Source organism: Streptomyces sp. PKA51 (assembly GCF_057552455.1).
The window spans coordinates 504,213-515,741 of sequence record NZ_BAAJPZ010000001.1 but is presented as its reverse complement, the minus strand read 5'-3'; the positions used below and the strand labels follow the sequence as shown (position 1 = coordinate 515,741).

The following is an 11,529-nucleotide window of genomic DNA, read 5'->3' as shown; positions in this document are numbered from 1 at the left end:
GCCGGTCAGTAGTGCCAGCGCGGGCGGCCGCTGTCGCCGCCGCAGGTGATCAGGCGGCCGCCGGCATCGTGGGTGCTGGCTCCGACGTCGGTCGTGCGGCAGAACTGGCCCGCCTTGTAGCAGTTGCCGGCGCTGGAGCGGATCTCGCAGCCGGTGCCGGCGGCCCGGCCGCCGGAGGCCGAGGAGCCGTCGTCGGTGTGGGCGGGCCGCGAGGGGGACGGCGTGGGCGCGGTGGTCGGGTCCGCAACCGCGGTCGGCGTCGCGGCGGGCGTGGCCGATGCCGGGGAGGAGGGGGACGGCGACGGGGACTGCGAGGGGGACGGGGAGGCGCTCACGGAGGCCGGGACCGTGGGCGAGGCGGTGGAACCGGTCGAACTCTTGCCGTCACCGGTGCAGCCGGTGAGGGTCAGCGTGAGGGCGAGACCGCACGCGGCGAGCAGGCGACGGCCGAAGGCGGCGCGGCGGGCAGGAGCGGATATGGCCATGGAGGACTCCACGTAACTCGGGCGGGCGGGTGGGACGGCCGCGCGCGGTACGGTGCGTACGCGCCGCAGGGGCACGTACGCACAAGGCGTACCGCCGATACGTGGGGGGACCGGCTCGGCTGGAACTTTAGCGCTGGACGACCGCTTTCCGAGACCAGATCGCAAACTCCCTCCCCACCCGCCTCAGCCGTGCAGAAGCCGCTTCTGCAGGGACTCCAGCGGCCCGGCCGGGAAGCGGCGCATCCAGAGGGTGGATCCGGCCACCAGGGCCAGGCAGACCGCGGCCCACAGGGCGAGGACCCACCAGGGGCCGGTGCCGGCGAAGTGCTCCGCCAGGCCCAGGCCGATGCCGTAGCACGCCAGGACGCACAGCACGTTCTGGGCGACGTAGCAGGTCAGGGCCATGCGGCCGACGGAGGTCAGGGAGCGGGTGAGCGGGCCGGGGCGGGGCAGGCGGTCCATCAGGACGCCGATCAGGCCGAGGTAGCCGAGCGCGACGACGGGGGCGGCGACGTAGCGGCCCAGGAGGTAGGCGTCGGCGAGGGAGGCGGCGGCGTTCAGGGGCAGGCCGAGGCCCAGGCCCCAGGAGGCCAGGCGGACGCGCAGGCGGTGCCCGGCGGCCGAGGGGGCGAAGGCGCCGGCACGGTGGAGGCGGACGCCGAGCAGGAAGAGGAAGAGCAACAGCCCGAAGGACAGCACCGGTTCCATGCGCAGGACGAGGGCGTGGTGCAGGCGGAAGGCGATCTGGTCGAGGTAACCGCCGTGCGCGTAGAGGGCGGCCGCCTCCCGGTCGGGGCCGGTGCCGCTGCTGCCGTCGCCGTCGGAGCCGAGCGCCGCGAGGGTGAGCAGCGTCATCAGGGCGAGGTGGAGGCCGGCCGCCGTCCACATCACGCGGTTGCGCACGCGTGCGGAGCGGGTGAGCAGGCGGGCGACGAGCAGGGCGGTCAGGGCGTAGCCCATGAGCACGTCCCAGGCGAAGACCAGGACGAAGTGCGCGGTGCCCTCGGCGAGGAGGAAGAGGGCACGCCGGCGGTAGCGGCCGGGCCACGGCCGGCCGCGCCGGGCGGCGGCGTCGAACTGGATGGCCAGGCCGACGCCGAAGAGCAGGGTCAGCAGGGACAGGAACTTACCGTCGGCGAGGAAGCGGAAGACGCTCTCCACCGCGAGCGCGGGGGTCGGGTCCCCGAGCAGGCCGCCCAGGGTGGTTCCTCCGTCGGAGCCGAGGACGCCCCATTCCGCGCCGGGACCGGTAAAGATCCAGACATTCGTCATCAGCGTTCCGAGGATGGCCGTGCCGCGCAACACGTCCAGCAGCGGCAGTCGTTGCGGCGTGCCGGAGTCCGCCGCCCCTCCCGTTTCGCCCTCTTGTGGTCCGGACCAAGAGGCGGTGGACCGTACGGTTTCCGTCATGTGACCCCCAACTCGGCGTTTTCTCCATCCTCTGCGGAAGGATCACCGGGGGCCTCGTAGGCGGTGATGAAACGGCGCTACATCCTTCGATGTAGGGGCCGGCAGGGCGGCCGAACCTTTATCAGCCCACGCACATGTGCCGAAGGAAAGTGCCAAAACTCTCACCACCCACGGGTGTTATCGATTACCTTCCGTCGCAACGGACACGCCATGTGTGATCACCCCCGGAGAGGATCGTGTGACCGGCATAGACGGGTGCCTGGCCGAGGCCATGACCATCCCCGGGGCACGGGGGGCGAGCCTGGTGGAGTGGACCACCGGGCTCACCCTGGGGACGGCGGGCGACGGGCCGACGGCCGGGCACGGCGAGCACGGGGACGACGAGGCCGCGGCCGCCGAGGCGGCCGAGGTGGCCCGGCTCGTCTTCGAGAGCGGGGCCTTCCGCCGCGGGGCGGCGGCCGCAGGGCCCGTGGAGGAGCTGATCGTCACCGCCCGCGGCAGCTACCACCTGATCCGTTTCGTGGAGACGGCCTTCGACAGCAGCGTCTTCCTGCACCTGTGGCTGGATCGCACGGAGGCGAATCTGGCCGTGGCCCTCTTCCGCATCAAGGACATCACCGCCCGGCTGGTGCCCGCATGAGCCCGGCACTGCGCGAGGCGACGCTGGAGGACCTGGCCGCGCGGCGCGCCACGGGCGCCCTGCACGGCCGAGGCGGGGCGCTGTACCTGGCCGACGGCGCGGTGGTGCACGCGGAGAGCCCGGCGGTGCCGGACGTGGGGTGGCGGCTGACCGCCGGCGGCCGGGTGTCGCCGGAGGCCTGGCAGGAGGCGGTGGTGCGCGGCGGCGCCGAGCACCGCGCCGGCGCCTTCCTCGTCGAGCACGGCCGGCTCGGCCGCGCCGAGCTCGAACTGTGCCATTTGAGCGCCCTGTTCGACGCGGCCTACTTCGTGCTCTTCCCGCTCGACGGCTCCCAGCGGCCCCCGGACCGGTTCCTGGACGAGGCACGGCACTGGTTCGGCCCCGTACGCCCGGTCCCCGTGGGCCTGTTGCAGCGCGAGGTGCGGCGCCGGCGCGGGCTGCTGGAGCGGGCCTGGCCGCGCCCGGAGATCGATGCGGCACCGGTCGTGCCCGTGGCCGGCGCCCTGCCCCGCACCGGCCAAGGCGGCGCTCCCGCCGGGGGGCGCCGGGCGGTGCTGGAGGCGGCGGACGGGGTGCGCACGCCCACCCAGATCGCCAGGGCGCTGGGCCGGTGCGCCTTCGCCACCGTCCTGGACGTGCGGCGGCTGGCGGCGGCGGGCCTGGTCCGTACGCCGCGGGCGGGCGCGCCGGCGCCGCGCGCCGCGCAGGCCGGCGCCCGCCCCGACGCCCCGGACGTCTTCCTGCTCCACCGGATCCGCGACGCCTTGGAGGCCCTGTGACCGAGCCCCGGCCCGTTCCCGTGCCGCACCCCGAGTTCCCACGACGCCACCGGGCCGCGTCGTGGGCGGGCCGGGCACCCGCGCTCTCATGATGAGGCGCGCGTTGAGGCAATTCGCCGTGAGGAGGCAGCCGATGACCGCCGCACCCGAGGTGCTCGACGAGCTGGAGGGGCTCCGTGTGCGGGTACCGCACCTGACCGGTGCCATGGTGGCCAGCACCGACGGGCTGGTGATCGCGCACCTCGTCACCGGCATGGAGCCGGACGGGGTGGCCGCACTGACCGCCGCGGCCCTGGGCGTGGGGGCCCGGCTGACGGAGGCCGTGGGCCACGGGGGCTTCCGCGAACTCGTCGTCAGCGGCGAGCACGGCTACGTCGCCACCTACGCCGCCGGCGCCTCCTGCGTGCTGACCCTGCTGGCCACGGCCGACGCCAACGTGGGCCGGCTGAACCTGGAGGCCCGCAGATCCGGCGCCCGCATCGCCGCGCTCGCCGCCACCTCGCCGGCGCGGCAGCGCCAGCCCTGACGAGGCGGCCACCGGCCGCCCGCACGACGCATCACCAACCCGACAAATCGACAACTACGGAACGGAATCCTGACGATGGCGAACACCGAAACGGCCCTCAAGGACGCGATGAGCTCGATCGACGGGGCCATCGGCGTGGCACTCGTCGACTACGGCAGCGGCATGGCGCTCGGCACCCTGGGCGGCAGCGCCTCCTTCGACCTCAACGTCGCGGCCGCGGGCAACACCGACGTCGTACGGGCCAAGCTGCGGGCCATGGAGATGCTGAACATCCAGGACAGCATCGAGGACATCCTCATCACCCTCGGCACGCAGTACCACCTCATCCGCCTGCTCACCGGCCGCGGCGGCAACGGGCTGTTCCTCTACCTCGTCCTGGACGCCAAGCGCGCCAACCTGGCGATGGCCCGCCACCAGCTCCGCCGGATCGAGACGGAGCTGGAGGTCTAGGGTCCGCCCCCGCGGATTTTCGTCGCGGGGCACCACGGCGCCCCTTAGGGGCGCGGGGAACTGCGCGACAAGCCACGACGCACCCGCAGATCGACACCGCCCCGCGCCCCCCTACGGGGCACCGCACGATCCGCCGGGCAGGCGCCAGGCGTTGGCGGTCCGGGAGGCGCCGTCAAGGCCGGCTGGGCCATTCGGGATGGCCTGAACGGAGGACTTGAGGCGCACTCACCTGACGGCCCGTCGGCGCACAGATCTGGCGCTCCGTCAGGTGGGCACGCCCCGGGTGGCGGGTGGTCGGCAGCCGCTTTCGTTTGCGGGCGGCCGAAGGTCGACGCAGGGTCGTCGTGACGATCCCTTCAGCTCGGAGGAGTACTCCCATGGCCCTCTCCCGAAGAACCGGCCTCCTGCTGTCCGGCACCCTGTGCGGTGCCCTCGCCCTGGGCACCGCCGACTGGACCGCCACGGCCCGCACCACGCGGGCGCCGGCCGACGCCGCCGCCCCCGCGCAGGCCGCCCCGGCCCCCGACGCCCTGCGCAGGGCCGCGGGCCAGGGGGTGCGGGCCATCGAGGAGAACGCCATCGGCAAGGAGGCGGCCGACGTCGCCGCGGGGTGTGCGGCCGCCCACCCGGCGCAGGGGCCGAAGGCCGGGAGTTGCGCCGCCGTCCGGGAGCAGCTCGACCGGCTGGGCCGGGCCCGGGCGGGCCTGGAGCGCCAGGCGAACACCGGCCGGCCCGACCTCGGGGCCATCACCGCCTCGACCCTGGACGCGGTGGCGGCCACCGTGCAGCTGGCCAAGGAGCGCGCCCGCAGCGACGACGGCTGGGGGCACGGCCGGCAGGGCCGGGAGGGCCCCGGCGGCCTGATCGGCACGGTGCAGGGGCTGGTAACCGGCCTGGCCTCCACCATGAACGGTGTCGTCGGCGGTATCAGCAACATGGTCATCGGCCTGGTGAGGGCCTTGCTGGCCGGCGGCTGAGGCGGCGGCTGTGCATCCGGCGGCCCCCGCCCCGGCCCGGCCCGGGCGGCAGGCCCGCCCGCCGGCGGCCGATGCCCCGGCGCCCGCGGCCCTGCCGTGGTTCGCGGGCGTGGCCACCGCCTACACCGTGGCCCAGCTGCTGCTCGTGGTGCCGGACACCGGGCTCGGCTGGGACGAGACGGTGTACGTCAGCCAGGTCGCCCCGCACACCCCGGCCGCGTTCTTCAGCGCGCCGCGGGCCCGCGGGGTGAGCTTGCTGGTCGCCCCCGTGGTGGCGCTGACGGACTCCACCGATGTGCTGCGCCTGTGGCTGGCGGTGCTCTCGGGGTGCGGCCTGCTGCTTGCCCTGTGGCCGTGGCGGCGGCTGGTGCCCGTGCCGCTGGCGGCGCTGGCGGGCCTGCTGTTCTGCGGGCTGTGGATGACCTTGTTCTACGGTCCGCAGGCCATGCCGAATCTGTGGGTGGCCTTCGGCGCCCTGGCCGCCACGGGCTGGTTCCTGTGCGCGGTGCGCGGTCCGGGTCAGGACCGGCGGGCGCTCGTGGCCCTCGCCGCGTCGGTGGCGTTCACCGCGCTGATGCGCCCGGGTGACGGCCTGTCACTGCTGCTGCCGCTGGCGGGCGCGGCGCTGTGCGTACGGTCCTGGCGCCGGCCCGCGGTCCTGCTCGCCGTGGTGGGCGGCGCGCTCGCCGGCGGCGCCGAGTGGGTGGTCGAGGCGTACCTGCACTACGGCGGGCTGGCCGCGCGGCTGGCGCGGGCCTCGGAGATCCAGGGCGGCTGGGGTGCCCCGCTGGCCCTGGACGACCACATGCGGGCGCTGGAGGGCCGGGCGCTGTGCCGGCCCTGCACGATTCCCTGGCGGCATCCGGTGACGGCCGTGTGGTGGTTGGCGGTGCCGCCGCTGACCGCGGGCGGCCTGCTGGTGGCCTCCCGGGTGCGCCGGCCGTCGGTGCACGCCCTGCCGGTGGTGGTGGCGCTGTCGATGGCGGTGCCGTACCAGTTCCTGGACTACGCGGCGCCCCGGTTCCTGCTGCCCGCCTACGGGCTGCTGGCGCTGCCGGTGACACTGTGTCTGCTGCGGCTGGTGACCACCGTCGAGGGCGGTCCGCCGCGGCTGCGGCCGGTTGCGGTGGCGGCCCTGGCGATGGCGCTGCTGGCGCACCTGGCGGTGCAGTACGTGGTGCTGGGCCGGGCCGTGGCGCGCAGCGCCGCCACCGACCGGGCCCTTGGACGCATCGTCTCCGAACTGCGCCATCAGGGGCTGCGCCCGCCGTGCGTGGTCACCGGCACGGAGGCGGTGCGGATCGCCTTCCGCGCCGGGTGCGCCTCGCGGCAGACGGACGGGCACAACGCGAACACCACCGTCGCGCGGCTGGTGGCCGAAGCGGCACGCCGGCCGGTGGCGGTGGTGACCGCCGAGGACGCGCACCCGCCGCCGTACGCGCGCACCTGGCGCGCCGCACCGCTGCCCGCGCTGCCGGGTGAGGCGGCCGGGCTGCGCGCCCGGCTGTCCCCGCCGGCCCGCCGGTGAGGCGGGGCGCGCCGGCGCGGTGTCAGGACCAGGGGCCGAAGGGCACCAGGTCGGGCCCGGTGGCGTGCCAGTCGTCGCCGCCCTCGCTGACGCGGTGCAGCAGGTGGCCCGCGTACCAGACGACGATGTCCTGTCCGTCGGTGGACTCCCCCGAGACGTACGCGGCCAGGCCGTCGTCGGCGGCGCTGCCCTGGCGCCCGTAGCGGTCCTCGGCCGCCCGGTAGCGCAGCAGCCACAAATCGGCGGTGGAGAAGGCGTCGGCGGTGCCGTCGGCCGCGCCGGGCAGCAGGTGGTAGCCGCGGCCGCTGTCGAGGTCGAGCACGGCCCAGCTGCGCCGGGAGCCGGCGTTCTTCACCCGGCTGGTCTCGGTGCGGAAGGGGTGCCAGCCCGGCCCCCAGCCCTCGTCGGGGGTGTAGGTGTTGTACTCCAGCAGCAGGTCGCGCGCGGCGCCGTCGATGTCGAAGTCCAGCCGCCAGTAGACGTGGTGACGGTGGTCGAAGGGGCACTGCAGACCGGCGCTGTACAGCCGGGGCATGACCACCCCGTTCTCCCAGAACACCCAGCGGTGGGTGAGCCGGTAGGCGCCGATCGTGTGGTACGACTCCACGCTCAGCGCCCGCAGGCCGCCGGCGGTGTACGAGTAGACGCACACCCGGCTGCCCGGGCAGCGGGAGGTGGGGTGGGAGTTGTCGTAGTTCAGCGGGTCCTTGTACGGGCCGCAGGGGCCGGAGTACTGCACGCGCAGCGAGGGCAGGCTGGCCTTGTGGAAGACCTCGTGGCCCCGGTAGGCGGCGCCGAGGATGACGATGCCCTCCTCGTCGGGGGCGTCCGCCAGCCGCCAGTCGAAGGTCCACAGCGGGGCCTCGGGGGGCCAGCCGACCCGTCCGGACTCACTCATCGCCGCCTCCGCCCGTCCCCAGGACCCGCTCCTCGCCGAGGTCGACCACCAGCCGCACGCCCGGCATGCGCCGGGCCGGCGAACCGAACCCGACGTACGCGCGGCGCCGGCCGTGGTGCTCGTCGCCCTCGCGCACGTCGCTGGTCAGCAGCACCATCGGCACCGAGCCCTGCGGGGCGCGGCGCGCCGCCTCGCTGTGGGTGCGGGCGATCGCCACGGCCCGGTCGGCCTCCGCCGGGGACAGGGCCGGCTGCACGGCGCTCTCGGCCATGGCCAGCAGCAGCGGCGGGTCGCCGTCGGCGAGGGTGAACTCCAGGGCGCGCTCGTCGGTGTAGTCGTAGGCCAGGACGAACAGGCCGGGCGCGGCCGGCGCCTTGGCGTCGGCGAGGCGGGCGGCGCCCAGGAAGACGTAGCGGTGCCCGTCGAGCGCCGAACGGGCCCCGTGGTCGGCGAGGATCGCGGGGACGGCCCGGTCCAGCAGTTCCTCGGCGGACGGGACGGCGAGGCGCTGCCAGGCGACCGGCTCGGCGGGGGCGGGTGCGGGCGGCGGCGCGGGGATGTCCTCGATCGCGGGCTCGACGACGGCGGGGAACTCGGGGAGGCCGGGCCGGTCCGGCGGCGGCCCCAGGCGGATCTGCGGCGGCTGTTCAGGCATGGGCCGAGCCCTTCGCATGGCCGGATGCGGCGGGTTTCCGGCAGCATTCCGACGGCATTCCAATGATATTCCGATGGTTTCACCCAAAATTCCCGGCGTCACCGGCGCCGTGGGGCGCACCGGGAGCACGACGCGGCGCCCGCACTCCGGCGTACGGGGCCCATTCGGTGACGCGGGTCGGCCGAATGGCGCAGCAGCGGGATATCCGGGCGCCGTCGCCGGTTACAACTCCCCGGAGTCCGAACGCGAGGAGTCCCGCCATGGCCGAGGTAAAGCTTGCCGCCGAACGACGCACGGATTTCGGCAAGGGCGCCGCGCGCCGCATCCGCCGTGCGGACAAGGTCCCCTGTGTCATCTACGGCCACGGCGCCGACCCCAAGCACGTGTCCGTGGACGGCCACGCGTTGTGGATGGCCCTGAAGACGCCGAACGTCCTGATCCGCCTCGACATCGAGGGCAAGGGCGAACTCGTCATCCCCAAGGACGTCCAGCGCGACCCCCTCAAGGGCTTCCTCGTCCACGTCGACCTGCTGGCCGTGCGCAAGGGCGAGAAGGTCACCGTCGAGGTACCGGTCCTCACGGAAGGGGAGCTGGCGCCGGGCGGCAACCTGCTGGAGCACATGCTCGACAGGCTCCCGGTGGAGGCGGAGGCCACCCACATCCCGGAGTCCTTCACCGTCTCCATCGAGGGCCTGGAGGCCGGCCACACGGTCCGCGCCGAGGACATCGACCTGCCCCGCGGCTGCTCCCTGGCGGTGGATGGCAGCACGGCCCTGCTGCAAGTGGTCCTGGCCCAGGCGGAGGAGGTCCCGGAGGAGGAGGAAGCGCCGGAGGCCGAGGAGGCCGCAGCGGCGCCGCCGCCGGCGGCGGAGGAGCAGCCCGCCGCGGGCGGCGAGGAGGGCTGAGCAGCCGGTTTGTGGGCAGGCGTTCCGCTGGGGGTCCCCCCAGCGGTGGCTGGGGGGAGGAACGGGTGGGCACAAACCGGCCCACCGGGCCGCACCACCCCGGACAGACACCCCGGTGCGGGTGCATCGTGGCTGATCGCGCAGTTCCCCGCGCCCTACGGGGCAGGGGTCAGTCGTGGGGGACCACCGCCACCGGGCACCCCGCATGGTGCACGCAGGCCTGCACCACCGCGTCCAGCCGCGGCCGGAGCGCCGCCCGCTGCCGGCGACGGCCGACGATCAGCAGGTCGGCGCCTTCGGCGGCGTTGACGACGGCCTGTGCCGGGCTCTCCAGGCGGACGGAGTCGACGACGGTGACGTCCGGGTACGTCTCGCACCAGGGCCGCAGCGCCGCGGTGAGTTCGCGTTCCGCGTCGCGACTGATCTCCTGGGCGATGTCGGGATCGACGCCCCAGGGGGCGTACGCCTGGACGGGCAGCGTGCGTCCGTGGACGACGCGCAGCGGCACGCCTCGCGCCGCGGCGGCGGCGAAGGCGAAGCCGAGCAGTTCCTCGCAGCGGCCGCGCAGGCTGACGCCGGCCACGACACCGCCGCCGTGCGGGTGCTGCGCGCCCATGCCGGCGCGTACGAGGACGACGGGTCGTTCGGCGCGCCCGGCGACGTGCAGGGCGACGTCGCCGAGGAAGAAGCTCTGCATGCGGGCCAGGCCGCGGGAGCCGAGCACGACCATCTCGGAGCGGCCGGCCGCGTCGAGGAGCGCGGCGGCGGGTTCGTCGGCGACGAGTTCCTCGACGACGGCGAGTCCGGGAAGGCGCTCGGTGATTTCGGTGCGGGCGGCGCCCAGGATGCGTTTGGCCCAGTAGTCGCGGTCCTGCTCGGCGGGGACGCCGGCCGGCTCGGGCACGTGCAGGATCCACGCGTGCAGCAGGTGCAGCGGCAGGGCGCGCCGGTCGGCCTCGGTGGCCGCCCAGTGCGCCGCGGCCAGGCTCTCGGGACTTCCGTCGAGTCCGACGGTGACCGGTGCGGGTTCCATGGCGGGCACCTCCGTCGCGTCCGGCGTGTGCGGTTCCCTTCCAGTGTCGGCCCGCACGGGGCGGCGGCACGAGCGGGCGGCGGCGCCCGCGGCACGCCCCCGGCGTGGGCGGGGGTCTGCGTGTGCCTTGCCCCGGTGGCCGGCCCGGCGCACCGTGGAGGGGACGGGCGGAGGTGAGCGTGATGACCGAGCCGCAGGCGGCCGGCACCGGCGGCCCGGCCGATACGTGGGCCTGGGTGGTCGACCGTCCGGCTGCGGTCGGGCACGGTCCGTTGCGGCGGGTGCGGCGGGCGCTGCCCGGGCCGGGGCCGGCGGATCTGCTGGTGAAGGTGCGGGCGTGCGGGGTGTGCCGTACGGATCTGCACCTGGCGGAGGGCGACCTGCCGCCGCGTACGCCGCGCTGCACGCCGGGGCACGAGGTGGTGGGCCGGGTGCTGGCGGCGGGGCCGGAGGCGGAGGGGTTCGCCGTCGGTGACCGGGTGGGTGCGGCGTGGCTGGCGAGCACGTGCGGGACGTGCGGCTATTGCACGGCGGGGCGCGAGAACCTGTGTCCGCGGTCGCGCTACACCGGCTGGGACGTGCACGGCGGGTACGCCGAGCACGTGGTCACCGATGCCCGGTTCACGTACCGGCTGCCGGAGGGCCCGCCGGACGAGGAGCTGGCGCCGCTGCTGTGCGCGGGCATCATCGGCTACCGGGCGTTGCAGCGCGCGGACCTGCCGCACGGGGGTGCATTGGGCATCTACGGTTTCGGTGCGTCGGCGCATCTGACGGCCCAGCTGGCGATCGCGCGGGGGGCGACGGTGCACGTGCTGACCCGGTCGGAGGATGCGCGGCGCCTGGCCCTGGAGCTGGGCGCGGCATCCGCGGGCGGCGCGTACGACAGCCCGCCGGTGCCGTTGGACGCGGCGATCCTCTTCGCTCCCGTGGGCGAGCTGGTGCCGGCCGCTCTGGCGGCCCTGGACCGCGGCGGGACGCTCGCCGTCGCCGGCATCCACCTGAGCGACATCCCGTCGCTGACGTACGACAAGCACCTGTTCCAGGAGCGCACGCTGCGCAGCGTCACCGCGAACACCCGGGCCGACGGCCGGGCGTACTTGTCGGAGGTGGCCCGGCACCGGCCGGTGGTGCACGTGCAGCGTTACCGGATGGGCCGGGCCGACGAGGCCCTGGCGGATCTGGCGGCCGACCGGGTCACGGGGGCGGCGGTGCTGGTGGCCGAGGAGTGAGGCCGGGGGCGGTG

At 75.2% G+C, this 11,529-nt stretch carries 13 protein-coding genes; 8 read left to right on the top strand and 5 right to left on the bottom strand.

The window, feature by feature from the left end; all coding sequences use genetic code 11:
- Nucleotides 1-5: 5 nt before the first annotated feature.
- Nucleotides 6-485 (bottom strand): hypothetical protein, encoded by a 480-nt coding sequence (locus AC27L3_RS01990; protein WP_487232206.1) that lies wholly within the window; start codon nucleotides 483-485, stop codon nucleotides 6-8.
- A 183-nt stretch (nucleotides 486-668) separates the two neighbouring features.
- Nucleotides 669-1,757 carry a DUF418 domain-containing protein gene (locus tag AC27L3_RS01985; RefSeq protein ID WP_487232205.1) on the bottom strand — a complete coding sequence of 363 codons (1,089 nt, stop codon included), beginning with the start codon at nucleotides 1,755-1,757 and terminating at the stop codon, nucleotides 669-671.
- 376 nt (nucleotides 1,758-2,133) lie between these two features.
- Between AC27L3_RS01985 and AC27L3_RS01980 the strand changes: the two genes are divergently transcribed.
- The 6 genes from AC27L3_RS01980 (at nucleotide 2,134) to AC27L3_RS01955 (ending at nucleotide 6,795) form a co-directional block, all read left to right on the top strand.
- Entirely contained in the window at nucleotides 2,134-2,535 is a 402-nt protein-coding gene (locus AC27L3_RS01980; protein ID WP_487232204.1) for a hypothetical protein, read from the top strand.
- Nucleotides 2,532-3,314: a transcriptional regulator gene (locus AC27L3_RS01975; protein ID WP_487232203.1), complete on the top strand. Its 783-nt coding sequence runs from the start codon at nucleotides 2,532-2,534 to the stop codon at nucleotides 3,312-3,314. Before AC27L3_RS01980 ends, AC27L3_RS01975 begins: the two co-directional genes overlap by 4 nt.
- A gap of 133 nt (nucleotides 3,315-3,447) precedes the next feature.
- Complete coding sequence (locus tag AC27L3_RS01970) at nucleotides 3,448-3,840, top strand: roadblock/LC7 domain-containing protein (RefSeq protein WP_425583229.1); 393 nt, start codon at nucleotides 3,448-3,450, stop codon at nucleotides 3,838-3,840.
- A 75-nt stretch (nucleotides 3,841-3,915) separates the two neighbouring features.
- On the top strand, nucleotides 3,916-4,290 hold the full coding sequence (locus tag AC27L3_RS01965) for a hypothetical protein (protein ID WP_487232202.1): 375 nt from the start codon (nucleotides 3,916-3,918) through the stop codon (nucleotides 4,288-4,290).
- Nucleotides 4,291-4,667: 377 nt separating this feature from the next.
- Nucleotides 4,668-5,267 (top strand): hypothetical protein, encoded by a 600-nt coding sequence (locus tag AC27L3_RS01960; RefSeq protein WP_487232201.1) that lies wholly within the window; start codon nucleotides 4,668-4,670, stop codon nucleotides 5,265-5,267.
- Nucleotides 5,268-5,277: 10 nt separating this feature from the next.
- Nucleotides 5,278-6,795, top strand: a complete 1,518-nt coding sequence (locus AC27L3_RS01955) for a hypothetical protein (protein WP_487232200.1) — start codon at nucleotides 5,278-5,280, stop codon at nucleotides 6,793-6,795.
- Between the two features lie 22 nt (nucleotides 6,796-6,817).
- Here the strand turns inward: AC27L3_RS01955 and AC27L3_RS01950 are convergent, their stop codons facing one another.
- Nucleotides 6,818-7,693: a hypothetical protein gene (locus tag AC27L3_RS01950; RefSeq protein ID WP_487232199.1), complete on the bottom strand. Its 876-nt coding sequence runs from the start codon at nucleotides 7,691-7,693 to the stop codon at nucleotides 6,818-6,820.
- Nucleotides 7,686-8,348, bottom strand: a complete 663-nt coding sequence (locus AC27L3_RS01945) for a hypothetical protein (protein WP_487232198.1) — start codon at nucleotides 8,346-8,348, stop codon at nucleotides 7,686-7,688. The genes AC27L3_RS01950 and AC27L3_RS01945 overlap by 8 nt, the downstream gene beginning before the upstream one ends.
- A gap of 260 nt (nucleotides 8,349-8,608) precedes the next feature.
- Between AC27L3_RS01945 and AC27L3_RS01940 the strand changes: the two genes are divergently transcribed.
- Nucleotides 8,609-9,253, top strand: a complete 645-nt coding sequence (locus AC27L3_RS01940) for a 50S ribosomal protein L25/general stress protein Ctc (protein ID WP_487232197.1) — start codon at nucleotides 8,609-8,611, stop codon at nucleotides 9,251-9,253.
- 169 nt (nucleotides 9,254-9,422) lie between these two features.
- Here the strand turns inward: AC27L3_RS01940 and AC27L3_RS01935 are convergent, their stop codons facing one another.
- A complete protein-coding gene (locus tag AC27L3_RS01935; RefSeq protein ID WP_487232196.1) occupies nucleotides 9,423-10,286 on the bottom strand; it encodes a universal stress protein in 864 nt (287 codons plus the stop codon).
- Nucleotides 10,287-10,468: 182 nt separating this feature from the next.
- On the opposite strand from AC27L3_RS01935, the gene AC27L3_RS01930 reads away from it, so the two are divergent.
- On the top strand, nucleotides 10,469-11,515 hold the full coding sequence (locus AC27L3_RS01930; RefSeq protein WP_487232195.1) for a zinc-dependent alcohol dehydrogenase family protein: 1,047 nt from the start codon (nucleotides 10,469-10,471) through the stop codon (nucleotides 11,513-11,515).
- Nucleotides 11,516-11,529: the final 14 nt, after the last annotated feature.

What these genes read in the sequence shown, in the direction of transcription:
- AC27L3_RS01965 (WP_487232202.1), top strand. Translation starts at nt 3,916, where the DNA reads ATGGCGAACACCGAAACGGCCCTCAAGGACGCGATGAGCTCGATCGAC.
- AC27L3_RS01940 (WP_487232197.1), top strand. Translation starts at nt 8,609, where the DNA reads ATGGCCGAGGTAAAGCTTGCCGCCGAACGACGCACGGATTTCGGCAAG.
- AC27L3_RS01985 (WP_487232205.1), bottom strand. Translation starts at nt 1,757, where the DNA reads ATGACGAATGTCTGGATCTTTACCGGTCCCGGCGCGGAATGGGGCGTC.
- AC27L3_RS01970 (WP_425583229.1), top strand. Translation starts at nt 3,448, where the DNA reads ATGACCGCCGCACCCGAGGTGCTCGACGAGCTGGAGGGGCTCCGTGTG.
- AC27L3_RS01945 (WP_487232198.1), bottom strand. Translation starts at nt 8,348, where the DNA reads ATGCCTGAACAGCCGCCGCAGATCCGCCTGGGGCCGCCGCCGGACCGG.
- AC27L3_RS01935 (WP_487232196.1), bottom strand. Translation starts at nt 10,286, where the DNA reads ATGGAACCCGCACCGGTCACCGTCGGACTCGACGGAAGTCCCGAGAGC.
- AC27L3_RS01930 (WP_487232195.1), top strand. Translation starts at nt 10,469, where the DNA reads ATGACCGAGCCGCAGGCGGCCGGCACCGGCGGCCCGGCCGATACGTGG.
- AC27L3_RS01975 (WP_487232203.1), top strand. Translation starts at nt 2,532, where the DNA reads ATGAGCCCGGCACTGCGCGAGGCGACGCTGGAGGACCTGGCCGCGCGG.
- AC27L3_RS01960 (WP_487232201.1), top strand. Translation starts at nt 4,668, where the DNA reads ATGGCCCTCTCCCGAAGAACCGGCCTCCTGCTGTCCGGCACCCTGTGC.
- AC27L3_RS01990 (WP_487232206.1), bottom strand. Translation starts at nt 485, where the DNA reads ATGGCCATATCCGCTCCTGCCCGCCGCGCCGCCTTCGGCCGTCGCCTG.
- AC27L3_RS01950 (WP_487232199.1), bottom strand. Translation starts at nt 7,693, where the DNA reads ATGAGTGAGTCCGGACGGGTCGGCTGGCCCCCCGAGGCCCCGCTGTGG.